The sequence below is a fragment of the Carboxylicivirga sediminis genome (genome assembly GCF_018156225.1).
In the GTDB taxonomy this organism is placed as follows: Bacteria; Bacteroidota; Bacteroidia; order Bacteroidales; family Marinilabiliaceae; genus Carboxylicivirga; species Carboxylicivirga sediminis.
Genome location: NZ_JAGTAR010000041.1, coordinates 14947 through 39978, shown reverse-complemented (window position 1 = coordinate 39978; position 25032 = coordinate 14947). Strand labels below are relative to the sequence as shown.

General features: G+C 42.0%; 19 protein-coding genes and 1 other RNA gene. 7 read left to right on the top strand and 13 right to left on the bottom strand.

From position 1 onward, the window contains the following. Positions 1–17 precede the first annotated feature (17 nt). The 4 genes from KDU71_RS19915 (at position 18) to KDU71_RS19900 (ending at position 4204) form a co-directional block, all read left to right on the top strand. Positions 18–647, top strand: a complete 630-nt coding sequence (locus KDU71_RS19915) for an SPOR domain-containing protein (RefSeq protein WP_212192873.1) — start codon at positions 18–20, stop codon at positions 645–647. Between the two features lie 21 nt (positions 648–668). Next, positions 669–1039: RNase P RNA component class A (gene rnpB, locus KDU71_RS19910), an RNA gene on the top strand. Positions 1040–1062: 23 nt separating this feature from the next. Next, positions 1063–2370, top strand: coding sequence for a YihY/virulence factor BrkB family protein (locus tag KDU71_RS19905; protein WP_212192872.1), 1308 nt, complete (start codon positions 1063–1065; stop codon positions 2368–2370). Positions 2371–2836: 466 nt separating this feature from the next. Beyond that, positions 2837–4204: an exonuclease domain-containing protein gene (locus KDU71_RS19900; RefSeq protein ID WP_212192871.1), complete on the top strand. Its 1368-nt coding sequence runs from the start codon at positions 2837–2839 to the stop codon at positions 4202–4204. Between the two features lie 39 nt (positions 4205–4243). Here KDU71_RS19900 and KDU71_RS19895 read toward each other — a convergent pair whose 3' ends face one another. From KDU71_RS19895 to KDU71_RS19855, 9 genes are all read right to left on the bottom strand, one after another. Next, positions 4244–6592, bottom strand: a complete 2349-nt coding sequence (locus tag KDU71_RS19895) for a glycoside hydrolase family 95 protein (protein ID WP_212192870.1) — start codon at positions 6590–6592, stop codon at positions 4244–4246. Positions 6593–7432: 840 nt separating this feature from the next. After that, positions 7433–8509 (bottom strand): chorismate synthase, encoded by a 1077-nt coding sequence (aroC, locus tag KDU71_RS19890; RefSeq protein ID WP_212192869.1) that lies wholly within the window; start codon positions 8507–8509, stop codon positions 7433–7435. A 300-nt stretch (positions 8510–8809) separates the two neighbouring features. Continuing rightward, positions 8810–9337, bottom strand: coding sequence for an FKBP-type peptidyl-prolyl cis-trans isomerase (locus KDU71_RS19885; RefSeq protein ID WP_212192868.1), 528 nt, complete (start codon positions 9335–9337; stop codon positions 8810–8812). Between the two features lie 292 nt (positions 9338–9629). Continuing rightward, positions 9630–12395, bottom strand: a complete 2766-nt coding sequence (locus KDU71_RS19880) for a S8 family peptidase (RefSeq protein WP_212192867.1) — start codon at positions 12393–12395, stop codon at positions 9630–9632. A 74-nt stretch (positions 12396–12469) separates the two neighbouring features. Next, entirely contained in the window at positions 12470–13618 is a 1149-nt protein-coding gene (locus tag KDU71_RS19875; RefSeq protein WP_212192866.1) for a hypothetical protein, read from the bottom strand. A gap of 214 nt (positions 13619–13832) precedes the next feature. Continuing rightward, positions 13833–14510, bottom strand: coding sequence for a LuxR C-terminal-related transcriptional regulator (locus KDU71_RS19870; RefSeq protein ID WP_212192865.1), 678 nt, complete (start codon positions 14508–14510; stop codon positions 13833–13835). 81 nt (positions 14511–14591) lie between these two features. After that, positions 14592–15296: an epoxyqueuosine reductase gene (locus KDU71_RS19865; RefSeq protein ID WP_212192864.1), complete on the bottom strand. Its 705-nt coding sequence runs from the start codon at positions 15294–15296 to the stop codon at positions 14592–14594. A 33-nt stretch (positions 15297–15329) separates the two neighbouring features. Continuing rightward, positions 15330–15698: a PKD domain-containing protein gene (locus KDU71_RS19860; RefSeq protein WP_212192863.1), complete on the bottom strand. Its 369-nt coding sequence runs from the start codon at positions 15696–15698 to the stop codon at positions 15330–15332. A 150-nt stretch (positions 15699–15848) separates the two neighbouring features. Further along, complete coding sequence (locus tag KDU71_RS19855; protein ID WP_212192862.1) at positions 15849–18296, bottom strand: TonB-dependent receptor domain-containing protein; 2448 nt, start codon at positions 18294–18296, stop codon at positions 15849–15851. A 166-nt stretch (positions 18297–18462) separates the two neighbouring features. On the opposite strand from KDU71_RS19855, the gene moeB reads away from it, so the two are divergent. From moeB to KDU71_RS19840, 3 genes are all read left to right on the top strand, one after another. Beyond that, the gene (gene moeB, locus KDU71_RS19850) at positions 18463–19692 is read left to right on the top strand and encodes a molybdopterin-synthase adenylyltransferase MoeB (protein ID WP_212192861.1); all 1230 of its coding nucleotides are present in this window, start codon (positions 18463–18465) and stop codon (positions 19690–19692) included. A 216-nt stretch (positions 19693–19908) separates the two neighbouring features. Then, positions 19909–20814 carry an NAD(P)-dependent oxidoreductase gene (locus tag KDU71_RS19845; protein WP_212192860.1) on the top strand — a complete coding sequence of 302 codons (906 nt, stop codon included), beginning with the start codon at positions 19909–19911 and terminating at the stop codon, positions 20812–20814. Positions 20815–20889: 75 nt separating this feature from the next. Then, positions 20890–21414: a hypothetical protein gene (locus KDU71_RS19840; RefSeq protein WP_212192859.1), complete on the top strand. Its 525-nt coding sequence runs from the start codon at positions 20890–20892 to the stop codon at positions 21412–21414. 4 nt (positions 21415–21418) lie between these two features. Here KDU71_RS19840 and KDU71_RS19835 read toward each other — a convergent pair whose 3' ends face one another. The 4 genes from KDU71_RS19835 to KDU71_RS19820 all read right to left on the bottom strand — a co-directional run bounded on the left by KDU71_RS19835 (position 21419) and on the right by KDU71_RS19820 (position 25004). Further along, complete coding sequence (locus tag KDU71_RS19835) at positions 21419–22804, bottom strand: COG3014 family protein (protein ID WP_212192858.1); 1386 nt, start codon at positions 22802–22804, stop codon at positions 21419–21421. A gap of 83 nt (positions 22805–22887) precedes the next feature. After that, the gene (locus KDU71_RS19830; protein WP_212192857.1) at positions 22888–23478 is read right to left on the bottom strand and encodes a penicillin-binding protein activator LpoB; all 591 of its coding nucleotides are present in this window, start codon (positions 23476–23478) and stop codon (positions 22888–22890) included. 58 nt (positions 23479–23536) lie between these two features. Beyond that, positions 23537–24445: a 4-hydroxy-tetrahydrodipicolinate synthase gene (gene dapA, locus KDU71_RS19825; protein ID WP_212192856.1), complete on the bottom strand. Its 909-nt coding sequence runs from the start codon at positions 24443–24445 to the stop codon at positions 23537–23539. A gap of 10 nt (positions 24446–24455) precedes the next feature. Further along, the gene (locus KDU71_RS19820; protein ID WP_212192855.1) at positions 24456–25004 is read right to left on the bottom strand and encodes a DUF6913 domain-containing protein; all 549 of its coding nucleotides are present in this window, start codon (positions 25002–25004) and stop codon (positions 24456–24458) included. Between the last annotated feature and the right edge of the window lie 28 nt (positions 25005–25032).

The following is a 25032-nucleotide window of genomic DNA, read 5'->3' as shown; positions in this document are numbered from 1 at the left end:
GTAATAGTGTGTCAAAAATGAAACTTAAATACCTTATAGTAGCTGTTTTTATACTTGCATCAGCAGCCATTAGTAAAGCAGATAAACTTGATGCTCTTCGCACAAATAAGACGATTATAAGGATGTCTGAAGCGCAGGCACCTTACTTTGCCATTCAAATTATTGCTCTGGCAAAACCTCCGCAAATGCCATCATTTTTCAAGAATGTGGATGTTGCGCGTGAATATCCTTGTAGTGATGGATTTCTACGTTTCTGTGTAGGACAGTATGATAGCTATGAAGCTGCCAAAGCCGCCATACCTGATGTGAAAGCGCTTGGTTATGATCAGGCTTTTGTGGTCAATACGCGCGAATATACCATTGGAAGCGGTTCACCATTGGGTACTCTAAAGTCAGGACAAAAAATTGATCCTACTAAGACGTATACCGTGCAATTAAGTGCATTTCGTTTTCCTGTATACCTGAGTCATTTTAAAAATATTGATGATGTAATGGAATTCAGGATGAAAGATAAGATATTTCGTTATACTACAGGTACTTTCAAGGGCGATGTGGCTGAGCAGGAATTAAATCGCATAAAGGCCTTAGGCTATAAAGATGCTCACTTGGTTGAACTGGATAAGTACATGCCGTTTAAGATTGAATAATTTATTGTAGTTTTGTAAGCGATAGCAAGCCGGTCTATCGCTGCAGCCATAAGGCTGGAGAGGAAAGTCTGGGCAATGCAGAGCACCGTGCTTCTGAACAGGAAGATGCTCGTGAGGGTATAGTAACGTAGCAGAAAATAACCGCCTTCGGGTAAGGGTGAAAAGGTGAGGTAAGAGCTCACCAGCAGGTTAGGTAACTAGGCTGGCTGTACGTCTGACGGATTGCAAGACCATGTATATCACAATTCCATTTTGGAGCAAGGCTGCTCGTTTTGTTTCGTAAGAAGTTGTGAGGGGTAGGTCGCTGGAAATAGCAGGTGACTGCTATTGTAGATAAATGATAGACGCTCCTTCGGGAGAGACAGGACCCGGCTTACAGGCTTGCTATTTTTTTCTTTCCTTAAAACACTGCCTTATGAAAGAACGTTTAGCCCGCATAATTCACTTCATTAACGAAGAAATTTGGCGAATAACAGCTGATGATACCACTAAACGTCAGTTTTTCCTGATACGTGCCATTCGGATATTAAATATTTCGATTAAAGGTTTTATTAATGATAAATGCCAGCTAAAAGCGTCTGCATTAACCTTCTATTCGCTACTATCAGTTGTGCCGGTAGCCGCATTGGCATTTGGTATTGCCAAGGGATTTGGTTTAGACAATAAATTGCAGGACATACTAACAGCGAAGTTAGAAGGACAGGAAGAAGTATTGGCATTTGTGTCCAACTTCGCGTTAAACTATCTTGAACGCACTCCGGGGGGCGAAGTCGCCGGTATTGGATTGGTCGTGCTTTTCTGGTCGGTCATGAAGGTATTTGGCAATATTGAGCATTCATTTAATGATATATGGGAAGTTAAGCATGCCCGCTCGTTTATTCGTAAGTTTAGCGATTATATTTCCCTGATGCTGATAGCCATCATTTTCATGTTGTCGAGCAGTGGTATGGTTGTTATTGTCAGCAAACATTTAAGAGATTTAGGGTTCGAGAATAGTGGTTTATCCAGTCTTATTTATGTATCGTCCTACCTACTCGTATGGATTGTTTTTACCCTACTCATGTATATAATGCCTAATACACGGGTGAAATTTAGAGCAGCACTTTTCGGCGGAATTATTTCCGGCTCATTATTCCAACTGTTGCAATATGGCTATGTACATTTCCAAAGTTCGGTAACCAGCTATAATGCCATCTATGGTAGCTTTGCTGCCCTGCCATTTTTCCTGATTTGGCTGCAGTCAAGCTGGCTGATTGTTTTATTAGGAGCAGAGTTGTCATTTGCTTTTCAAAATGCCGACAGTTATGAGTTTGACGCAGATACCAGGCGGGTGAGCTATGCCTATAAACGGCATGTCATCCTGATGGTGGCTTCTTATGTGATAAAGCGTTTTGAGCGCGGCAAAACCCCGCCCAATAACATGGATTTGTCTAATGAATTAAAACTTCCGATACGCCTAATTAATGAAGTAGTATATGAATTGGTGATTAGTAAGGTGTTTTCAGAAGTGATTAATGATGATGAGAAGGAAACCTACTATCAGCCGGCATTGGATATAAATAAACTAACCGTTACAAAAGTGATTAAGATGGTAGAGGCGAAAGGTAGTCGTGATTTGCACTTCGAGGAAACCAGCCACTTGCATAACCTTGATGATATTCTGTCGGAGTTTGATGAATTACTGGAGAAGAGTAAACGTAATATTCTGCTGAAAGAACTTTAAAAATATTGATGAAAGACAACTTCTGGCAAGGCTTCGGGATAATATGAAATAGAAAAGGCGATAGCTGCAAAACAGTTATCGCCTTTTTATAAGGACCGCATCACCCGGGATTATTTAAACTCCTGAAAACAGGATTTGAGTGCATGTAATTATCGATAATCCTCCGTACTACAAGTAGTAACCACAAGGGCGAGGCCCGCTCTTTAAAAACATAGCGTCACTCGGTGTTTTTTTAGTGTTGAGTTTAACAATCTAAATACGACTGATGCGGAATGTCTTTGTCAATGATCGTACAACAAATATAGCTTTTAAAAACTCTACATCCAAGAAAATACAAGGGTTTTAGCGAAATTGAGATGGAATGAGTTGATTAATAAAAAATTAAAATGTGTACTTTTACCAATACTTTAACAAAAGCAACAAAGGTAATTCGAAACAAGTGTAGTTTAAGAGCGATAGTTAGTGCATGTACGTCATAGTAGATATTGAAACAACCGGGGGGAATATGAAGAATGGCAAAATAACGGAAATAGCTATTTACCGTTATGATGGCCAACAAGTAGTGGATGAGTTTGTGAGCCTGGTAAATCCCGAATCCTATATTCCACCTTTTATAACCTCATTAACAGGTATTACCAATGAAATGGTTGAATCGGCACCACCATTTTATCAAATAGCCAAAGATATAGTGGAGATATGCAAAGGCGCTGTATTTGTGGCGCATAATGCTGCTTTTGACTATAATTTTATCAAAGAAGAGTTCCGGAATCTCGGCTATAGTTTTGAGATGCCGACTATTTGCACCGTTAAACTGGCTCGTCAGTTGTTACCCGGGCATGCTTCGTATAGTTTAGGGAAGATATGCCCAGAGTTAGGCATTGGCAATGAAGCCCGACACCGTGCAGCGGGCGATGCACTGGCAACCGTTAAGCTGTTCGAAATACTACTGGATAAGAATAATGGACTAATCAATCCGGAAGATCCATATAAGACCTTTTCAGCTGATGGCTTACATCATCAGATGAGCGTGGAGCAAATAAAGGCCTTGCCCGCTCAGACCGGAGTGTATTACATGCACAACGAGCAAGGCGAACTTATCTATATTGGTAAGAGCAAAAACATCCGAAGTCGTATTATCACACACTTGGGCAATCCACGAACGAAGAAAGGGATAGAAATGAAGCAAAATGCGGCCGATATAAGCTGTTTTATAACCGGCAGCGAATTAGTTGCCCTCCTGAAGGAGTCAGAGGAAATAAAGCTGGAGAAACCACGTTATAACCGGGCTCAGCGACGCTCCAAAAGCAAAATAGGCTTGTATCATTATACCGATCGTAATGGTTACCTGCGGTTGACACTTAAACCCAATAGCGGGGTTGATATTCCCAGTGCCACCTTTGATACGATACAAGAAGGCCGCGAACGCCTGTTTCAATGGATTGAGGAGTACGAACTGTGTCAGCAGTTATGTGGCCTTTATGATGGAAAACATGGTTGTTTTCAATATCAGCTTAAGACCTGTAAAGGTGCCTGCGTAGGGGAGGAGTCGGATTTGAATTATAATAGACGTGTACAGGCGTTGCTTCAGAAACTATCCTATGGGCATTCTAATCTCGTAATACTCGACAAAGGACGAAACGATTCCGAGATGGCGGTAGTAGTTGTGGAAAATGGCCGTTACCTTGGCTGGGGCTTTATTGGAGAGGATGCATGTATAGAGTCGCCCGAACAGTTTAAAGATCATATCACCTTCTGCCATGATAATGGGGATACCCGCAGCATTATTTCTAATTATATTCGCCAAAAAAAGTATAAGAAGCTGATTCCGTATTAAAATAAAAGGCAGGAACTTCTAAATCACTGCCTTATTTTTTTACTTTCTGTATTGGTATGGTTGATTGGGTTGCAGATGAACCGTATGTGTTTCACCATTGACCAGAATATCTGTATTACATTCTTTTTCAGAGATGAGTTCTGCGGATATTACCTCGCCCTTGGTCCAGACGATATTGACAGTAACATCACCTCTTGCCTTTAAACCACTAACCGAGCCACTTTCCCAAGCTTTCGGTAAAGCTGGCAGTAACCGTATGAGATTGTTTTCGTGTGATTGAATAAGCATCTCTGCCACACCGGCTGTATAACCAAAATTGCCATCAATCTGGAAAGGGGGATGCGCATCAAACAGGTTGATGAACAATGATCTTTTAAATAGCTCCAGTATGTGCTGATGGGCCATATCGCCATCTAATAGTCTGGCACTACAGTTAATCAACCACGCACGGCTCCAGCCGGTGCCGGCGCCACCGTTTGCCAGGCGATGCTCCAGCGTGCGTCTGACTGCCTGCAATAGTTCAGGTGTCTCGCTGGCAGTAACGGCTGTACCAGGGTGAAATCCATAAAGGTGAGACATGTGGCGGTGCCCTGGCTCTACTTCTTTATAGGCGCGATCCCACTCCATAATCAGGCCTCGGTCATCTAAAGCAAAGCCTGGACGGAGGTGTTCCTTTTGTTCGGCTATCTTTTCCGTAAATGCATTGCTGATGTTCAGGGTGGCACAAGCCTGCAGATAGTTATCAAAAACCTCAGCTATTACCTGCTGATCCATAGCCGAACCTAGGCAAGTGGCAACAGGCTGCCCGTTTTGATCATAGAAACGGTTTTCGGGCGAAGTGGAAGGCGCCGATACCAGATAGCCGTCTCTCGGGTCTTCAATCAGCCAGTCGCTATAAAACCTGGCCACTTGTTCTATGGCTGGTAAGGCGGTGTTTTTTAAAAAATCGGTATCCTTTGTAAATAAATAATGTTGCCAGTAATGTTGCATCATCCAGCCACCGGCACCCATTGAACATCCCCAATAGGCTGTAGGAGCACGTAGCCAGGTAGGCGCCCATAAGTCGGTGGCATGTGGCAGAAATGCTCCCTGACAACCAAAGTTCTTTTGGGCTGTTAACTGTCCGTTCTCCACCAGCTTATCCACATAGTTAAACAAGGGCTGATTAAGTTCATTAAGGTTGGTGACATTGGCTGGCCAATAGTTCATCTGCAGGTTAATATTCAGGTGGTAATCGCCATTCCAGGGGGCTTCTATATGTTCGTTCCACAAGCCTTGCAAGTTAGCCGGGTTGGTGCCCGGGCGCGATGAACTGATCAACAGGTAGCGACCATAATTAAAAAGCATGGCCTCCAAACCAATATCGCTTTGACCGTCTTTTACTCGTTTAATACGTGTGTCGGTTGGTATACTGTCCAGCATCTCGCCGCTAAGTTGCAAGTCAACGCGTTGGTAAAGTTGCTGATAATCGGCAATATGCGTATGCTCCAGCTGCTCAGGAGACAAACTGAGTGCTTGTTGCAGCTGTTCATTGTTTTGGGCCGCATAATCATCATGATAGAATGATGAGTTGGCTACCAGGTAAATAACAGCGTTTTTAACGCCTTGCAATGTTATGGAATTCCCGGTGGTAGTAAGTTGCCCATCGTGGTTTTCGATATGCAAAAGCGTTTGGAATTTCACGCCATGGTTGATGGGGGCTGGCTGGGAGTCAAAAGCACCACCATGCTGTGTAACTTCACCTTCCATCAATAAGCGCTTGTTGCCATCGGTGTAGCTTTTTGCTGTTGTGTGTCCTTTATCATCGGGCCTGCTCAGTCGTATAGAACCATTCATGCCATTGGGCGCTTCACTCTTTAGTTCAATCACCATTACCTGGTGTGGCGCCGAGACATACGCTTTTTGACTAAATTGGTAGCCGTTTGCTTTGTAAGTGGTGGTGGCAATGGCCGTATTTATGTCCAGCTCACGTCGATAATCACTGATGTTGTCATGTTTGAAATCAAGCCATAAATCACCCATCGTCTGGTGCGAGCGAACAACTGATTTCCGTGAGAACTTGTCGACAAACATGGCATCTGCTTCCTGATGCTTACCCTCAAATAGTAGTTGACGAATGGCCTGAAGGTCTTCTGCCTGTCCTGCGGGTTCATCCCAGCCTAAATCAGCCGGCCACATCGAATCTTCATTCAGTTGTATGCGTTCGGTATCAGTTTTACCAAATACCATGGCTCCCAGGCGCCCATTGCCTATGGGTAAGGCCTGGTTCCAGTTTTCGGCAGCTTGTTGGTACCATAAAACATGATTGGTGGCTTTATTGGTTGTTTGCCGGCAAGAGCAGATGGCTGACAGGCCGATGATAAAAAGAAACAGGTGTAGTTTTTTCATTATTTTGAAAGGATATGCGGTGAATTATATGATTAGCCTCAAATATACCAAATCATTGTTGTAAGGGCATTATGTTTGTACATTCAGCTACCTCTTTATTATCATTCTAACCAGTCAGGTTCATAGGAGACTTAATTTTCTCCTATGCTGGTTATTCTGGAAGCCAATATATTTCGTGTACTTATACCGGGAAAGTGTAAAAAACGGATACACCGTGTATTTACCAGTTTTTTTGTTGGGCAACCCGATACACCGTGTATTTTGCTCCCCAGGTATTAAAACTGGCCGATACACCGTGTATTTGGTTGTTTTACTCTTCAGACAAGCCGATACACCGTGTATCGGGCCCGCTGAGTCCTAAAAAGTCGAAATACACGCTGTATTTGCTCCACCAAGTCTAAAAATGCAAAATACACTTTGTATTTGCTTCGCCAAGTTCAAAAATGATGGATACACCGTGTATCGACGCTTTTTTAATTTTTGCCGAGTACACAGTGTATCGGCAATTAATATGAATCAATTGTTAAACTTGCTGAATATAAACCTTCAACCCATAACAGGGTTGTGTTTTCTCACCATATTCATAACCCCACGCTTCGCACGGGGCTATTATTATTAATGTCCTACGGACATTTTTATATCCCGAAGGGATTTATTTTTAATAACCATGGCTGCAACCCATGGTATATTAATACATTACAAACAGAACCCCGGAGTGGGTTCAACTATTGATATGCATAATTAATAGATTATCACTTGATATATTTAAAAAACGATGCGAATCAGCATATAAAAAATGCCAACCCTCACGGATTGGCATCTGACTCTTATAGTGTTTTATTATCTGTACATCTTATTCACCAAAATATGATCAGCTATAGTGATGGCAGCCATGGCCTCTACAATTGGCACTGCTCGCGGCAACACACAAGGATCGTGGCGCCCTTTGGTGGTCGATGTTATTTCTTCTCCATTACGGTTCACCGTGTGCTGCTCCATAAGAATGGTGGCAATGGGCTTAAAGGCTACATTGAAATAGATGTCTTCACCATTGCTGATACCCCCCTGGATGCCGCCGGAACGATTGGTTTTAGTTCTTACCCGGTCGCCTTCCATATAAAATTCATCATTGTGCTCCGAGCCTTTTAAATTAGTAGCTCCAAAGCCTAATCCGTATTCGAAACCTTTAACGGCATTGATGGACAACATGGCCTGGCCCAGGGTAGCGTGTAGTTTATTAAAAACCGGGTCGCCCAGTCCAACGGGTGCATTTTTAATAACGCAGCTGATGATGCCGCCCACCGAATCCTTGCTTTTTCTCACCTCGTCAATGTAATTTATCATCTTATCGGCTATGGTGGTATCGGGGCATCGTACAATGTTATTCTCTGTATTGGCTAAATCAAGCTCTTCATAGGACTTATCCAATTGTATTGGTCCTACCTTTGATGTAAATGCCTGAATGGTGATGCCCTGTTGCTGCAGCATCAGCTTGGCTATTGCACCTGCCACTACACGGGCAATGGTTTCGCGTGCTGAGGAACGGCCGCCTCCACGGTAGTCGCGTATCCCATATTTGCTCTGGTAGGTATAGTCGGCATGCGAAGGGCGATACACATCGGCAATATTACCATAGTCTTTGGAGCGCTGGTCTTTGTTCCAGATAACAAAGGCAATAGGTGTACCGGTTGCCTTGCCCTCAAAGATGCCTGATAAAAACTCCACTTTATCTTCTTCATTGCGAGGTGTGGTAATGGCTGACTGGCCCGGGCGACGACGATCTAATTCGCTCTGAATAAAGTCTTCGTCAATAAGCGTGTTGGGTAGTACACCTTCAATGATACCACCAACTGCTTTTCCGTGCGACTCACCAAAAGAGGTGAGCTTAAATAGGGTGCCAAATGAATTTGCAGACATATATCGGTTTATATTTATAGATTATTAGAAAATGAAGCGTAAAAATAGTTGTTTATAAGCTATTGCCCAAGACAATTATTGAATATCGTTGTGAGAGCTTTACATGAGCTTTTACTGTACGGGATGAGTTGTTTTTGTTTAACAAGCTAATTATTTTTTGGTCGTTTAATTGTAAAAAGAACCTATTGAAAAACATTACGAGCTTTGAAAGAATGACTTCCATAGCAAGTGGCTGAGTCACGAGATAAAAAAAGGGAAGTGTTTAACACCTCCCTCATCTATATAGCTTGTATTTGTATATTAACCACAAGAGCAACCACCGCCGCAGCCACCTGAACCGCAACCGGTACCACAAGATTCTACCAGTTCATCTTCAGTAGCTTCACGTACCTCAAGTACTTCGCCTTTAAAGAACAGGTTATCACCAGCCAGTGGGTGGTTAAAGTCCATTTTAACTTTCTCGTCACCTACTTCAAGTACCAAACCATTAAGGCGGTTACCGTGTGCATCCTGCATAGGTACATGGTTACCAATTGTTAGAAGATTCTCATCAATTTGTCCTTCTACTTCGAAAATGTTCTTTGGAATCTCAACAATCGCATTGGGGTTCACTTCGCCATAAGCTTCAGCAGCTTTCAACTCAAAATCAAAAGCAGAACCTTTAGCTAAGCCTTCCAACTTGTTTTCGAACATTTCCAGCATTTTACCGGCACCAAATACAAATCCTAGAGGAGCTTCTGCTTCTGTTTTTTCAATCACTTCTCCTTCTGCACCGTTGGTACGCAATTCGTAGGAAAGGGTAACAAATTTATTTCTTCCTATTTCCATTTTATAAAATTTAGTATTGTAATTATTTCATTTTTATGGCTTGCTGTTATTCTACATCAAGCATGCCAAATAGTTACATATTGCTTTCAATATTTGGCCTTTCATGCAAAAAACTTGCAAAGTAAACCAGTTTTTTTCGAACCTTGCAAGTAATCGTACTAAAAAGACAGCAGACACGAAAAAAAGTTCAATACAATACTTAAAATTTTCGACTATTTGCAAGTACTCCAGTTATCAGGCATTTTTTACATTGTGGATGATTTATATTTTCATAAGTGATATATGGCCTGGACTACCTGGCTATGTTGGCGTTAAATATTTTGCGGGTAATATTTGTATGCTTGCTACTTAGCCGGACAAGATATATGCCGGTATCTAAATGTGGAAGAATCGTACTTGCTTCACCACCTGACAGGTAAAAAATACCCTGATGCAAGCATCTGCCTGTCATATCAAAAAGTTGCCAATTACAGGTGTTGTCTTGGGCATTATCGATTAAAACGCTTAATGTATTGCCCTTTAGGTCGATGTTGACTTTAGGAACCTGCTTTTGTATCAGTGTAGGAACAGAACTGCTAATGTAGATTTCATCAATGGCGGCGCCCATTCCGTGTAGATAGAAGTCGTCGTAATAAAAACCTATCTGAGTATTTGGTCCGGCCGCTTCATCGGGCAGGGTGAAACTGGCCTGCATCCATTTGGACGATGCTTCAGGCTGCCCGGCTTTTATCCATTCATTATCGCCAACTTGTCGGTATACTAAATGCAGTTCATCTATAACATCATAAATGCCTGTAGCAAATACGTATTTAAAGTTAACGGTTATATTGGTATGATCTTCCAGGTTAATGGGGGGAGATGTAGCAACATCGGTCACGTGCGAATGCCATTTGTTGATCCCTGAATCTATCCATATAAACTGGCTGGTGTTCTCCTCCAGATTGAGGTAATAGGAGGTGAGAGAATCCTTGTTACCTAATCGCCAGCCATCCAGTTCCTGCTTAATTTGCCATTTGTTTAATCCATCTTCGAAATTGGTATAGTAAGGTGATGAAACGGCTTGTTGGGGGGTGAATGATACTGTGTTGGACGGAAGACTGTATGAGTCATCCCGGTATTTAGCCTTGACATAGCATGTGTAGGTGCGTTCATTTAATAAAGTATTCAGAATAACGGTTGTGTCGTTACTTTGGATGATGGACTCAGCATCAATATATACCTCATAACTTTGAGGTAAACTGGTGGGAGGTGACCAGAATAATTGGGCTCTGGCATCACCAATTCTATACTTTAAGTTAACAGGCGGCAATACGTCTTTATTGGCAGAACACTCATTTATAACCAGGCTAAAGGCTTGTTGGTCTCCTTCAATAATGGCATTGCCACTTATTGTTATTAGGTAGTCACCCGGCACAGGATTTTGGATATGTACCTGTTCCACATTATCAAGCCGGTTAATTCCTTTGCTTGCAGCCTGACCTGGTACATCAGGATTAAGCACCCATGGAAAGTAAATAGTCTGTTCTGTTAGCTTTTCGATGTGAAGATCTAGATCATTGATTAAACCCAACACAGGATCTGTTTCTTTCACATGCCCCGGCGGATCGGTCCAGCAGAGGGTAACCTTTAACTCATTTTGATGATCCTCAATATGTATAGGATAACTGACGGTTTCATTGTTACTGATACTTCCTTCGTGAATGAAGGCGCCACCCGATATATAGTTGTTGTGCAGGCAGGTGGCAGCTTTAAAAGCATTGAGTAAACCCCAGCCATATTGGTAATCAGGCCCTGGAGAGGGGCCGCACTCATCAGCAGTGTTTATAAGTATGGCTTTTATCGTGGATGATAGTAATGGCACACCAGGTTGCAATTGTTGTTGCAGATCAGAGAGTAAGGCAATAGTACCGGTAGCTGATGCAGCTGCCATTGATGTGCCTGAGTAGGTCTCGTAAGCGTCAGCGGCATCATTCACCGGTGAAAAGACTGATTCACCGTTACAGACTAAATCGGGTTTTATACGTCCATCATTACTTGGACCGCAAGAGCTAAAGGTGGAGAGTGTGACTGCATCAGCCGATGTATATCCTTCCGGTAAATCCATTACAGAACCGATCACCAGGTTATTTTTAGCCACTGCCTTGGGTGTCAGACAATCATAACCATCGGGGCCGCCATCAATATCTCTGATTGCCGAACTCTCTTGCCAGCCATCGTCCCAGTAGTAGTGCGAAACCGGTTGTTCAGTTGGGCCCTCATTACGATCGTTGCCTGCTGATTTTACCATTAAATAATAGGGAGCCAGATGAGCAATATAATCAATGTGCCAGGCTGTTGAGTCATACAGACCAAAAGCAACATCTACTGAGCTATTTAAGTTAATATCGCCATACCAAAACCAGCACTCTGAATCGCTATTGTATTTCCACCCGCATACCGTTCCATATGAATGGTTGGAGAGACTCAGGTTTTCGGAAGCTGCCAGAGCCATTTCTGCAATGTCATTGCTAAAGTCATAGGCATAAAAAGTAACCTGATTAGCCAGGCCTCTGCTCAATGGATTTACACCTTCAGCCCCTATGGTTCCGGCAATGTGTGTCGAATGGCCCAGCAGAAAGGGAGGCGTATCGCGCTGCCATATTCTGCTTGTACTATTAAATTCCTGGTGTTCCTGGAAAACGCCTCCACCATCCCATAAGCCCAATTGGGTATGTGAACCATCTAGCTGGATTGGCAGGTAAGGGGAGTTCCATAGCAAGTCGGCCGATATAGTTGCTGCGGCATTTGTATTGTGGGTGGCCACATAAACAGGACGCTTGTTTTTAACCATCGCCAACGATTGGATGCCTCCATTATCATTCACTATTGTCAGAGGCAGGGAGTAACGTTTTGCAAGTTGTTCAGCCATTTGCTTTTGATGCTTATGAGCCCATTGCCTCTGCGTGGCAAATTCTCTTAAGCGTATTTGTTGTGTTTTAGGGCGATAGATAATACTCTCCTGGGCATGCAAAAAGGAGGTTACGATGAAGAAGGATAATAGGAAAGTAACGGGCCGCATCAGCTAAGAGCTTATTGAGTAAAAAAAGGCCAACCAATTAATATTGATTGGCCAAATAGCAGGTTTAGACGTATTTATTCTTCATTTTGTTCTTTTACCCAAACAATATTAGAGTCGCCATGTACATACTCCAGCACCTGATTACAATCATCGGCAAATTGAGCAAAACCTCCAATGTTGGTTGTTTTGAACCAGTTATGCTCAGAGTGATAGGTGAAGTTGGGCTGTGTGCCATAACCAAATCCAGTAATGGAGGATTCGAAAATATCCCAAACGCTTAGGACTTCAATTGGTTCTGTATTGTACGAACCATTCCATACCAGGAATCCCAGTTCAATATTTCTCCACATGTTGCGATCGTAGCTGTTGTATATTGAGAAATCGAAGTAAAGCTTGTTTTGCTCATCTTCTATAGGATTTAATCCAATCAGGTTTTTGAAACTGTGAATATAGCGGACTTTATCGACAGTAACTACGCCTGTTTTATCATTGGCTGCTGCCAAACAACCGGCGGCAACGTGCATCCATGGTTCCTGCCAATTGTAAAAGAAGTCATGCAGTTGATTCAGGTTGAGTTCAGCACATATATCACAAATGCCACTGAAACCTTCGTTTTCCATCATGTTCTGGTAGAGCGCCATGTTTTCGCGTGGTGAATCAACTGTTTTTTCTGTGCCATCGGGGCGTACGCCATACAGACGTCCGCAGAAGTCAAGTCTGATGGTAGTAGGGTCAGCTTCAGATAAACCTCTCAGAGCCTCCCTGATAGCTTGATCCATTACTCTTTGAGGGGACCTGAATATGCTTGTTCTGCCAAACTCTACTTCCATGGGACCAACGCCATCGTAGGCTTTCTTTTCATCACCATCCATGTAAAAATTCAGTTCCACTTCGCCCTCATCGTTTACCGCGCAAACATATTGTACACCTTCCAGGGTGCCATCATCTGTTAGCGGCACACCATCTACAAAGGCCAGAGGTTGAACAAAACCGTCATCGGTATAAACCGGTAGCCCATCCGCATCACGCAATATGTAAAGTAAGTCGCCGTATAGTGTGCCTAAATCGGTGCTACCACCATTGCCACGTTTACCATACTCGGGGCCAACATCAGTAGGGCGGTCTGAATCCAAGTTGTCTACACGTCCTCCCCATCTTTCACATCCAATCAGGCTAATTGCCAGTAACATAATTCCAAAGGAAACTTTTTTGATTGATTTCATATCATAAAATTTAATGTTAAGTCTGTTGCTTTGTGTATGGCCGTAACTAGGCAAAGTGCTGCATTTGTAAACTGCCAACGTCAATGATTATGCGAAATCATATGAGTAGTTAGGAGTAGTAAAGTTATTGTTAGTTGGAGGTGGATTCAATACTTATAGAAATGAAATTGACTACCTGCAATACAAACCTTTTTACACATCTGACAATATATGTCTACCCAAAGTGTGGAGAGGAACATCTTTTGTTTCGGCAACCAACGCAGAACTGCTCATCCGGAGTTTGCAGCAATCCTTCGCGGCAGGCATACCTTAGCAGCCCAAGGTAATTTTTCGAACCAAATTTGCGCATGATATTTTTGCGGTGCGTTCGAACTGTTGCATCACTGATGTGCATCTGGCGTGCTATATTTGAAGTGCTTTTGAAGCAAACCAAGCCAACTAAAACTTCTTTTTCCCGCGTGGTTAAGGTGTTTTTGTCAGATTGGTTATATAGGCGCTTAGATAATGATTCGGCGATTGGTGCACAAAAGTATTTTTTGCCCTGATGCACGTTTTTAATGGCTTCAAACAAGTTGGCTTTGCCACAGGTCTTAAGTACAAAGCCATCTAATCCTTTAACCAGCAGTAAATCAATAAACTCATTATCCAGATGATAGCCAATAACAATTACCTGAAGTTTGTTTTTTTTTAGGTTGATAACCTGGTTTACCAGTTCAGCATTGGGGTAGGTGGCCTCGAGTAGCACAATATCTTTAAACCGGTGATTAAGTGATGCTATATGATCAACTTTTAGTACATGGCTAAGATGAAATGAATCCTCCCGGCGTAGCAAAGCATTCAGGGAATCAGCCCAGAGTAAGTGCTTGTATATTATGCTAATATTAATCGCCATATCATATTATTGATTAAAATTACAATCAAATAATATAAATATCCAGCATCAATTAACTTATTGTTATATGAGTCTGACTGATTAGAGTTTGAGGCTTGTATGCCTCATGCTATATGCTTTCGTATATGGGCAACGTACCAGGCATTGTAAGCAGGTGGTGCAATGGTGGATATCAATCAATTGGTCACGTTTTGTTGCAGTGTTCCATGTACGGCCTTTTAAGGCTCTTGTACAGCAGATTTTTTGGCAAATAGTGCACGTGCCACATTGAGAAGGCTCTAAATCAAAAGTACCAGTGTTAAGCGGCGCGCTGGTAAGTACTGAACACATGCTTATGGCACAACCATATTCTGGCGTAATCAACAGGCTATTTTTACCTATCCAACCCAAGCCGGCCATAACTGCCAATGTTTTATGGGGAAGGGGCGTGGTTTGTGTGGTTGAATTATAAAGGCCAGCTTTTGACAGGTTTGCTTCAGATTGTGAAAAACTACTATACCCTGCCTCTTGCAATAGAATACTTAATTCATCAGCTAGCTTATCGGTATAAATCTCAGTATTATGAAACTCATCCTGTTTTACAGTTTTGGTTTTTATCATTTGTGCTACGTAGCTTGTGTTTTTAGCTACCTTTTTGATATAAACAGCACCTAATGCGATACCAAATAGGATTGCAGAAGAGTAACCTTGCGTTTGTTGACTATTAAGCGATTGAAGATTAACGAAGCGAATAAAGGAAGCGCCCTTATCGTTTAAAAAGCTGGTTATTTGATTATTTGCAGGCATAGATTTAACTGCAGATGAAGCCGTATTAAAGAATTATATGCCTGGTAAAACAACTATTTCAATACTGATAATAGAGGAGTTGTATCTGCTGATATCATCTTTATCGATGCGTCCATCACCATTTAAGTCTGTAAAATCTACATTCTGAACCACCAACGACAAAAGGTATGTGCCTGGTTCTTTGTATGAATGCGAGGTTTTTTGCTCATATGAGATTGTTTCATCTCCAAAATCCCACATGATATATTTTGCATTTTCAGAGCAGGATAAAACATTAATAGTTTGATTGATATGTAGATTGCTCGCATCCGAGATTGATATACAAGCTTCAGGCTTAGGTGAATCACTCTTCTCACAACTGCTTACAATGCAAAAAAGAATGATGATAGGGATAAATTTCATAAGGATTAGTTTGCTTTGATACATTTCACAATACTAAGTTAATATTCTAATTGGTATGTTATTAGAATACCTAGACTGATTTAGAAATGATCTCAAAAAAAAGGAAGGTGCCAAACCTTCCTTTGATGTAATTATTGAAACTAAAAAAATCTAGAATTCATCTTCCATTCCTCCGCCTCCGTTATTGCCGTTACGACCTCTTTTCTGCACAAAATTGTTCAATCGATAGCTAAGTGTAACGGATACCATCGGGTAATCAGGTATCATTTCCTGGTAGCTGTATGAGTTGGGGTTGTCAATAATAGATATGCGTCGTGAAGTACCCAGTACATTTCGCGCCTGTACAACAGCTGAAAGTTTACGATCCATAAAATCCATACGAACCGCTGCATTCATGTAGTAGTTCGATTTGTTTTCACCTTGTGCTGTTACTGTTGGGCTATCGTAAGTACCGTCAATCTGTAGTTTTATATTTTTCTTAAGCGCAAATGAATTGTTGACTCTTGAGCTCCAGTTAAAAGATGATCGGTTTTGACTGGCATCATAATAGTTTTCAATACGATAATCATATAAATTACCCATGACATTCATTTCCCACCACTTAGCCAGGGTGATGTTTAGCATTGTTTCAACACCTAATGAGTAGTCTTTACCGATATTATCGTAGGTGCGTAGCCATATTTCACCATTTTCATCATAAGGCATCTGTATGCCTTGTATCTTATCGTTTGTAATGCGGTAGTAGCCTTCCAGCGAAAGTGAAATTTTCTTCCATTCTTTCAGATATCCCAGTTCAAAGGCATCAATGTATTCGGGTGCCAAATCAGGATTACCCCGGCGTACATTGTACTGATCGGTCCATGTGATAAATGGCTCCAGGTACCAGCCACGTGGGCGATCAATACGGCGCGAATAGCTGGCCATTATCTGATTGTCGGCAGGCAGTTGGTACGATAGGTGTATCGTTGGGAAAAAGTCCCAGCGATCAATCACATAGGTTTCATTTACAGGAATTACTTCTGTGGCGTCGGCCGATTCCTTCATTTGATATTCAAATTCTGTTTTTCGGTCAGTGTATTCGGCACGCAGTCCCAATTGGTAGCCAAAGTCATTAAGCTTTCCCTTATATACCGAATAGAGCCCGTAAATATTACGATCCAGTTCGGTATAATTCTGAAGGGTATCATTCGGTACAAAGCCACCTTGTGCCACATCCCAGTTATATACTTTTGTAACATCATCGCCTAAGCTCATGCGCCCCTGAAAACCGGCTTCGAACAGGTCATCTTCACCAATTGGTTTGCTATAGTCCAGTCTTAATTCCCAGCGGTTGCTCGGGCCTACCTCCGTGGTGCGCGTACCATCAACTATACTGTTGCTTTGCGAGCGGAAGTTCTCGGAGTACTCATCACCATCATAACCGCGTGAATTTAACTGGGCAGACAGTTCATGGCCCTTTTGTGCAAAGCGGTGCAGATAGTTGGCGGTAATTGAATAGTACATACCCGACCTTTTGGATTCATTGATACTGCGGTAAACCTGATTCTCAATATTGGGTATTTGCTCAAAGTAATTTAAATCTGATGTGCTTTGCATGTTAAATTTACCAACCCGGGCTTCAATACTGAAGTTATCGCGCTTGGATATATCCCAGTCGAATCCACCCCTGACACCGCCGCCATAAAACTTTCTTTCACTGTCGCCATCGGCTTCAATGATGGTGGTGCCATTTTCATTTTCTGTTTCTCTGCGTGTATACATTGTGCCGGTTCGCGGGCGGTTATTGTAATCGGCACCTAAAGTGAAGTTCACCTTTTCTTTACGCCAGTTTAGTAAGAAATCAGCGCCATACATATCAAAGTTACCCCCTTTAACATTCACAAGGCCTTGCACACCTGGTGTGCGGTTTCTTTTGGTAATGATGTTAATGATACCTCCTGTACCATCGGGTTGGTACTTGGCTGAAGGATTGGTGATAATTTCAATATTTTGAATGGTAGATGCCGGAGTTTGACGTAATACATCACTGGCATCCAGTACTGTTGGTTTACCATCAATTAACACAGTTATACCAGTACTGCCGCGCAACGATACATTTCCTTCGATATCCACCTTGATAGAAGGGACATTTTCCAAAACTTCAACAGCTGATAAGGATGCAGATGTCATTTGTTCGCCTACCGATACAACCTTCTTGTCAATTTGGAATTCTACTGATTGGCGCTGCGCAACTACCTCTACTTCATCAAGCGCCTGGCTAGATGAACCAAGTGTGATAGTACCCAGGTCTATCATGTCGCGGCCACCATCCACAATAATGTTGTCGTAGCGCTTATTTTCATAGCCCAAAAATGATACAATGATGTAAAAATTACCTTCTTTAAGGCCTTTAATCTTAAAACTACCATCTTGCTCGCTGATGGTTCCGGTTATTACATTGTCGTCATCAGCATTGTAGATGGCCACAGTAGCATATTCAACCGGCACTTTCGATTTACCATCGAAAACCTTTCCTTTTACAATTCCATCTTTCTCGGGTGAATTTGCCCATGCCGAAAGTGTCATTGTTAATCCTAATAAGAGGGTTAAAATCTTCACGTTTACTGTTATTATTTATAGTTGTTTCCAAAGTTTACTGTAATCTGACGCTAATCATTTATAATTCCTGCGCCTAAGAAGAACAATAAGGTCAAAAAAAAGATTTTATTGCCTTTAGGCTCTTGAGTCATTCATTGGTATTGAATGTTTTAAGAACGCCTGCTCAATGAATCAGAAATTCACTAATCCGGTAGCTTTGTATCCCAATACTGGTAACGATTTCATCAAAATACATACTGTATCGGCTAAAGTAATTATCTTCACTGCCAAATTGAGTGAAATTAACATGTCATTAACAAAACAAGAGTTAGAGCGCTACAAGCGGCACATCGTGTTACCTGAAATAGGAGCAGAGGGGCAAACTAAGCTGAAACAGGCTTCTGTGCTGATGGTTGGCACTGGTGGTTTAGGCTCTCCTATAGCCATGTATCTGGCGGCTTCCGGAGTCGGCCATATCGGATTAATAGATTTTGATGTGGTGGATGTGTCCAATCTTCAGCGTCAGATTATTCATAAAACCAGCCATGTAGGTGAAGCAAAAACATGGTCGGCCTCTGAGGCCCTTAAGGAGATTAATCCGCATGTTAAGGTGTCGCTGTTCAATTGTGCTTTGAATAAAGAAAATGCCCTTGACATTATAAAGCAGTTCGATATTGTTACCGATGGAACCGATAACTTTGCTACCCGTTACCTGGTTAATGATGCCTGTGTATTGAGTGGTAAAATCAATGTGTTTGGGTCCATTCGTCAGTTTGAAGGGCAGGTAAGTGTGTTTGGTACGAAGGATGGTCCGTGCTACCGGTGTTTGTTTCCTGAGCCACCTGAGGCGGGCAGTGTACCATCGTGTGCCGATGCTGGTGTTATGGGTGTTCTGCCAGGCGTAATTGGCACTCTGCAGGCTACCGAAGTCATCAAGCTGATTACTGGTATTGGACAAGCACTAACAGGTCGCTTATTAAACTATGATGCACTGGCCATGTCTTTTAATGAAATTAAATTCATGAAAGACCCTGATTGCCCATGTTGTGGCGAACATCCCACATTAACAGAATTGATTGATTACGAAATCTTTTGTGGCGATGGCAAAGATGTTGAGCAAAAGGATGAAATAAGTGCAGATGAACTGAAGCAATTGATTGGTGAGGGAGGACCGCTACAGCTCATTGATGTGCGTGAACCTGAAGAACTGTTGGAAGGGCAAATTGCTGGTGCACTAAATATACCCATGCAGCAAGTTCCGGATCGTAAGCATGAAATAGCCAGGAATATGCCAGTGGTTGTATTCTGCCATCTGGGCATGCGCAGTATGCATGTGATACAGTATCTGAAGCGAGAGGGCTATAAAAACCTGATTAATTTAAGCGGTGGAATAGATGCGTGGGATGCTATCCATTAGGCCCATAAACATGGAAAGACTCATCGCGAAAAAGAAAGAGATGGAAATAACTATGAGTCCGTCCATGTATACTATGGGTTAAGCGATTGCTAAATGGTGCACAAAATAACAATAGAAGACCTCAATGTCGTAAATTGAATGTTAAATCAATATGAAATTTTATAATTAATTGGCTATACCACGTGCTGATTAGTTCTCTCAATAACTGTTTTTAGAATGTTTTTTAAGCAAATTGTTGTTCTTGATTATACAGGTTTGCAGGGCTTTGCATTGCAGCGCTTGCAAGAATTATCGGAAAATCCCGTAGCCATATATAATGATGTGCCAGTGGATGAAGCTACCACCATAGAGCGTGCGCGGGATGCTGAAGCGCTTTTTGTATCATGGAATACGCCTGTTAGTGCAAAAGTGCTGGCTCATTGCCATAAGCTGAAATACATAGGTATGTGCTGCAGCCTTATTGATGAAGACTCTGCCAATGTTGATGTACGTTATGCCAGAGCAAATGGAATTGAAGTATCTGGTATACGGGACTATGGGGATGAAGGTGTTGCTGAGTTTATCATAGCCGAATTAATTGGCCTGCTGAAAGGATTGGGTAAGCATCAGTGGCGGTCTGAACCACTTGAACTAGGTGGACGTAGAGTAGGAATAATAGGTATGGGTACTACAGGCCTGTTAACAGCCCGGCATTTGCAGTTTTTTGGTGCTAAGGTGAGTTACTACAGCCGCAGCAGAAAGCCATATGTTGAGCAGTTAAAAATAGATTATCAACCATTGGAAGAGCTTTTGCAGAACAATGATATTATCTCTTTTCATTTACCCAGGAATGCAAAAGTATTGAATGAGGAATACTTTCAATGGCTCGGTAACCGCAAAATTATTGTGAATACTTCACTTGGACTGCCATTTGAGAAGGAGGTGTTTGAGAAGTGGCTGCTAAGGAATGGGAACTATGCCATTTTTGATAATTGTGGCTTTGGTCCACACATGAATACATTAACCCGCTACAATAATATTATTTATTCCGACAAAACATCGGGCTGGACACGTGAGGCAAAAGGCCGTTTGTCGGACAAGGTGCTGGATAATCTTAACGCTTACCTGGCCAATATAAAGTAAAGACGTGTTAATGCAACGTTAAAGAGTACCAGAAATAGAAGAGTAAAAAGTAAACTTGCAGCCCAATTATAAAATATGGCAACAGAGAATAAGAAGAATTCGGTAACAAAAATAATGCGCGTACTGCACCGCGATATTGGTTTTTTAATGATTGGTTTAACCCTTGTATATTGTGTCAGTGGTATTATCCTGTTGTATCGGGATACCAATTTATTTACAGTCGATAAAAGGTATGTTGAGCAAATAGCGCCTAATACACCAGCTGATGAACTTGGTGACGCTTTGGAATTACGTCGCCTGAATGTGACAGAAGAAAGTACCGACACCATATATTTTAACTATGGAACTTATTGTAAGTCCACAGGATTGGCAGATTACACGATTAACACCTATCCTGATTGGGTGTGGCAAATCAACGGTTTTCATAAAACCAAGAGCCGGTTTGGGGCACACTGGATGGGACTGACCTATGGTGTGTTGCTGCTATTTCTGGCCATTTCATCGCTTTGGATGTATAAACCCAAAAGCAGCAAGTTTAAGCGAGGCCTTGTGTTAACCGCTGTTGGCCTTATTTTGGCTGTTTTAGCCTTGTATATTTAAACCATCAGCGCTGTTGACTTTCCAGGTTGTGGAAGGCAAAAAAGGTTGTCTGATTCTTTTTTATATCGAAGGTAAATGGCACAGTATGCTGCATGCGTCCCGATGTATTTAACTCGACTTGTTGCATTCCCTCATCAAGCGGAATACGGCAGTAGGAAATACTGTAAGGTAATGATTGCCAGTTGCGGGTATCTGCTTTTTCGGTCATAGCATTGACAATGCTAACGATGGTTCCCAGGTTTTCATTTTCATTACGTGCCACTTCCTCCAATGCTTTTTTGGTGGCTAAGCGGGCAATACCAGAAGCTAATTCACGCATCATTCTGTCTTGCAGGCACTGAAATGCCACTGCATTGATATTCTCGCCTAATTCCAATGGATAGCTTTCCTGGTTGGCGCTAATGCTGGCCGTATTAAATACCGGTTTACGTTCGCGATATTTAGGAAAAGCAACTCTAAGAAAAGACAGGTTTTTGAAGGCCGCCTGATCGTTACGTGACTTATTGCCAATATAAATGGGGAAACTCAGCCCATATTCATCGTTAGCCAGGGTAATCCAACCGTCGTTATAACCTGTGTTGGTAAAGTTAATGCTCCATTCATCCTTAACCGGTCCAAAGCCATTTAACCAGAAAAAGACCAGGTAGCCCTTATCCGGATCTTCGGGCTCGTATTTATAGCCAAACTTATTTTCATAAAAGTCCAGTTCTGTTCCAAAACCCAGTTCATGAGCGGTACGCATCAGGTCGTACTTAAGCTGTTCAGGAACATCCAGACCAAAAAGTGCTTTGTAATCCTCTTCGTATATCTCCAGGGCATTACGATAGGCAATAAAGGCGTCGTTGGTATTGCCGGCAGCCTCATATACCAGGCCCATCAGACAATGAGCAAAGGCATCGCGTGCATATTTGTTTTTATGCTTTTTATACTTGTCATTCAGGTTTTGCAGGACAATATTAACGCGGCGGCATTCAATTAAGGCGCCTTCATAATTCTTCAGGTAGATAAAGTTAAGCGCCTTGTAAAAGTGTACAAGTACAGCCTCAAAATCCTCAGGGCGATAGGGCTTCACCATGGGATTGGTGATTAAAGCCAGTGCCTCGTTACCAAACGATTTACTAAAGTCCTCGGCATAATAGTCGGCCTGATTAAAATAGTTGATGCTGGTTTCGTATTGTCCGTTCATAAAGCTCACTACACCGCGATTGCAAAAATAGAGATATCGGTTCTTACCTTCAGCTCCCTTGGTATCTTTGGCCAATTCTTTATCAGCAGCTTCAAATTGTCCGGAGGTGATTAGGGTTTGTAACTTAATATTTTGTTCGTAGTAGGTGGCGCATCCGCCAAGGATGGTAATGAGGAGTAATGAGGTGAGGATTTTGCTTTTCATGCTATGAAGGGCTGTTGGAGGAAAAGTGTAGATTAATGCCCGTTGGCTGGCAACAGGCATTAATCTTTAGGTTTTTGTAACAATTAATTGTTAATGTACTTCTTAATTTCTTTGTCACCAATCCATACTATTTCATTGGTTTCAAGGTTGGAAAGCTCCATATTAACCTTGTAGAAATTAACACGTTCTTTCTTGTAGGTATCAACAATTGAGTTAATATCTCCATTAAGCATAAAGTCAGCGCCTAACTCTTTACCCCAAGCCTTAGCTGTTGCCATGCTGGCAAACTCTTGCTGTGCGGCTCTCTCGCGGCGAAGTTCTTCGCGTTTATCGCCGGCTTGTACCAGGCGAACACGGCCACTGTTAATAAAAGCGCGTTCTACATCTTTTACAAAAGTCTCGGCACTAATATGTTCGTGTGATTTATTGTAGATTAAACCAACAACCACTACCGGCTTTTGTCCATTATTATCGCCCTGATGGTTATCAATCCATGCACCACCCAGCACCTGGTTAACCATTTCTTCGGCTACCAGACGAGAATCAGTATCGTTCCAACGGCCACTTAAATCAATGGCTTCTTTGGTATCAACGCGTTCAACAGTGTGGGCACATCCGGTGAGTAAGCTTACGGCTAGTCCTATTGCCAGTACGAATAACAAATTTCGTTTCATAAGTAATAAGTTTAGATTTTATTGGATAGTCTAATTTATGAATCCGTGATTGAAAATATCAAAAAGCATTCCAAAATTCAGCCTGAAAGGCTTTAAATTGAGCTTTAAGCGTATCATACGTCTGTTCTGTTAAAGGAACAAGTGGCAGACGTAATTGGTTGTCAATGATTTCACGCATTTCTAAAATGGCTTTGATACCTGCTGGATTACTCTCAATAAAGAGATTCTTTATAATATCCGTAAGGCCATAGTGTAGTCTGCGTGCTTTAATGTAGTTGTCGTTATGCGCAGCCTGCACCATTTGACTGAATGCTTTTGGATACCCGTTGGCAACAACCGATATTACCCCATCGCCACCAAGGCCAAGGATAGGTAATGTTAATGCATCGTCGCCCGATAATACCGCAAAATCATCAGGTTTGTATTTGATGATGTCCATTACCTGCAATAAATCACCCGAAGCCTCTTTCACAGCAATGATATTGTCAAAGTCATTGGCGAGCTGCAGACATGTTGAAGCATCCAGGTTGCACCCTGTGCGCGAAGGCACGTTATACAAAATAATCGGTACGGGAGATGCCTCGGCAATGGTTTTATAGTGCTGATACAGTCCTTCCTGTGTAGGCTTATTGTAGAAGGGAGTGACTGATAATATGGCGTCGATACCATCAAAATCAGTTTTGTTGATGGTATCAGTCAATTGACTGGTATTATTACCACCCATTCCCATAATTATTGGCACCCGGCTGTCATTCGCTTTTTTGATGGTTTTCACCACCTCCAGCCTCTCTTTGTCATTTAGTGTGGCTGTTTCGGCAGTTGTACCCAGTGCAACCAGGAAGTTAACACCACCTTCTATCACAAAATTCACCAGTTTGGTCAATGCTGTGTGATCAACCTGTTTATGCTCGTTAAAGGGTGTTACCAGTGCTACGCCAGTACCTTTTAGTTGTTGTGCTGATATCATGGGGGCCATTTTAGTTGTTGTTAAGAAGTTTGAGGTAAAAGGTGATTTGCTTTTTTAGCTCATACATACTAGCTGTTGGAGCAAGCTCAATCATCAGGTCGTATAAGTCATTATCCAGTCCGGCTTTTCCTACTTTAAATTCAGCTTTTGATAGCTGGCCCAGGTAATCAATGGCAAATGGTTGTTCATTAACCAGTATAATGAGCAAATTAAACGGTGTATCAATAAAAGATTGAATAGCTTCCTTTTTAATGGCGTAGAAAAAGCTGAAGTCTTTTCGACAGGCAAAGCTGTAGGTGCTATCACCAATGTAGTTGTCGTCTCGCTTCTTTTTGTCAATAAATCCCAGTGCCTGTGAGCTGATGTTTTCTTCCTTCAATTCCTTAATTAGTTCTTTTACTAACTGGTGATTAGCCTCGTTGGTGGCATCGTAAAGGATACCAGCTGTTTGAGCTGTTTTAAGGTTGTGAAGTTTTTTAATTCGGGGCGCTTTTTGCAGCTGTTTATCCAACTTGTATAAAGCTACCTTTTGTCGTATTGTATCAATGAAGTTGCTCATTTATCGGGTCGTTTCAATGTTATTTGAT

Bases quoted from the DNA above. Each gene is read 5' to 3' on its own strand.
- KDU71_RS19915 (WP_212192873.1), top strand. From the start codon at position 18: ATGAAACTTAAATACCTTATAGTAGCTGTTTTTATACTTGCATCAGCA.
- KDU71_RS19905 (WP_212192872.1), top strand. From the start codon at position 1,063: ATGAAAGAACGTTTAGCCCGCATAATTCACTTCATTAACGAAGAAATT.
- KDU71_RS19900 (WP_212192871.1), top strand. From the start codon at position 2,837: ATGTACGTCATAGTAGATATTGAAACAACCGGGGGGAATATGAAGAAT.
- KDU71_RS19895 (WP_212192870.1), bottom strand. From the start codon at position 6,592: ATGAAAAAACTACACCTGTTTCTTTTTATCATCGGCCTGTCAGCCATC.
- aroC (WP_212192869.1), bottom strand. From the start codon at position 8,509: ATGTCTGCAAATTCATTTGGCACCCTATTTAAGCTCACCTCTTTTGGT.
- KDU71_RS19885 (WP_212192868.1), bottom strand. From the start codon at position 9,337: ATGGAAATAGGAAGAAATAAATTTGTTACCCTTTCCTACGAATTGCGT.
- KDU71_RS19880 (WP_212192867.1), bottom strand. From the start codon at position 12,395: ATGCGGCCCGTTACTTTCCTATTATCCTTCTTCATCGTAACCTCCTTT.
- KDU71_RS19875 (WP_212192866.1), bottom strand. From the start codon at position 13,618: ATGAAATCAATCAAAAAAGTTTCCTTTGGAATTATGTTACTGGCAATT.
- KDU71_RS19870 (WP_212192865.1), bottom strand. From the start codon at position 14,510: ATGGCGATTAATATTAGCATAATATACAAGCACTTACTCTGGGCTGAT.
- KDU71_RS19865 (WP_212192864.1), bottom strand. From the start codon at position 15,296: ATGCCTGCAAATAATCAAATAACCAGCTTTTTAAACGATAAGGGCGCT.
- KDU71_RS19860 (WP_212192863.1), bottom strand. From the start codon at position 15,698: ATGAAATTTATCCCTATCATCATTCTTTTTTGCATTGTAAGCAGTTGT.
- moeB (WP_212192861.1), top strand. From the start codon at position 18,463: ATGAATCAGAAATTCACTAATCCGGTAGCTTTGTATCCCAATACTGGT.
- KDU71_RS19845 (WP_212192860.1), top strand. From the start codon at position 19,909: ATGTTTTTTAAGCAAATTGTTGTTCTTGATTATACAGGTTTGCAGGGC.
- KDU71_RS19840 (WP_212192859.1), top strand. From the start codon at position 20,890: ATGGCAACAGAGAATAAGAAGAATTCGGTAACAAAAATAATGCGCGTA.
- KDU71_RS19835 (WP_212192858.1), bottom strand. From the start codon at position 22,804: ATGAAAAGCAAAATCCTCACCTCATTACTCCTCATTACCATCCTTGGC.
- KDU71_RS19830 (WP_212192857.1), bottom strand. From the start codon at position 23,478: ATGAAACGAAATTTGTTATTCGTACTGGCAATAGGACTAGCCGTAAGC.
- dapA (WP_212192856.1), bottom strand. From the start codon at position 24,445: ATGATATCAGCACAACAACTAAAAGGTACTGGCGTAGCACTGGTAACA.
- KDU71_RS19820 (WP_212192855.1), bottom strand. From the start codon at position 25,004: ATGAGCAACTTCATTGATACAATACGACAAAAGGTAGCTTTATACAAG.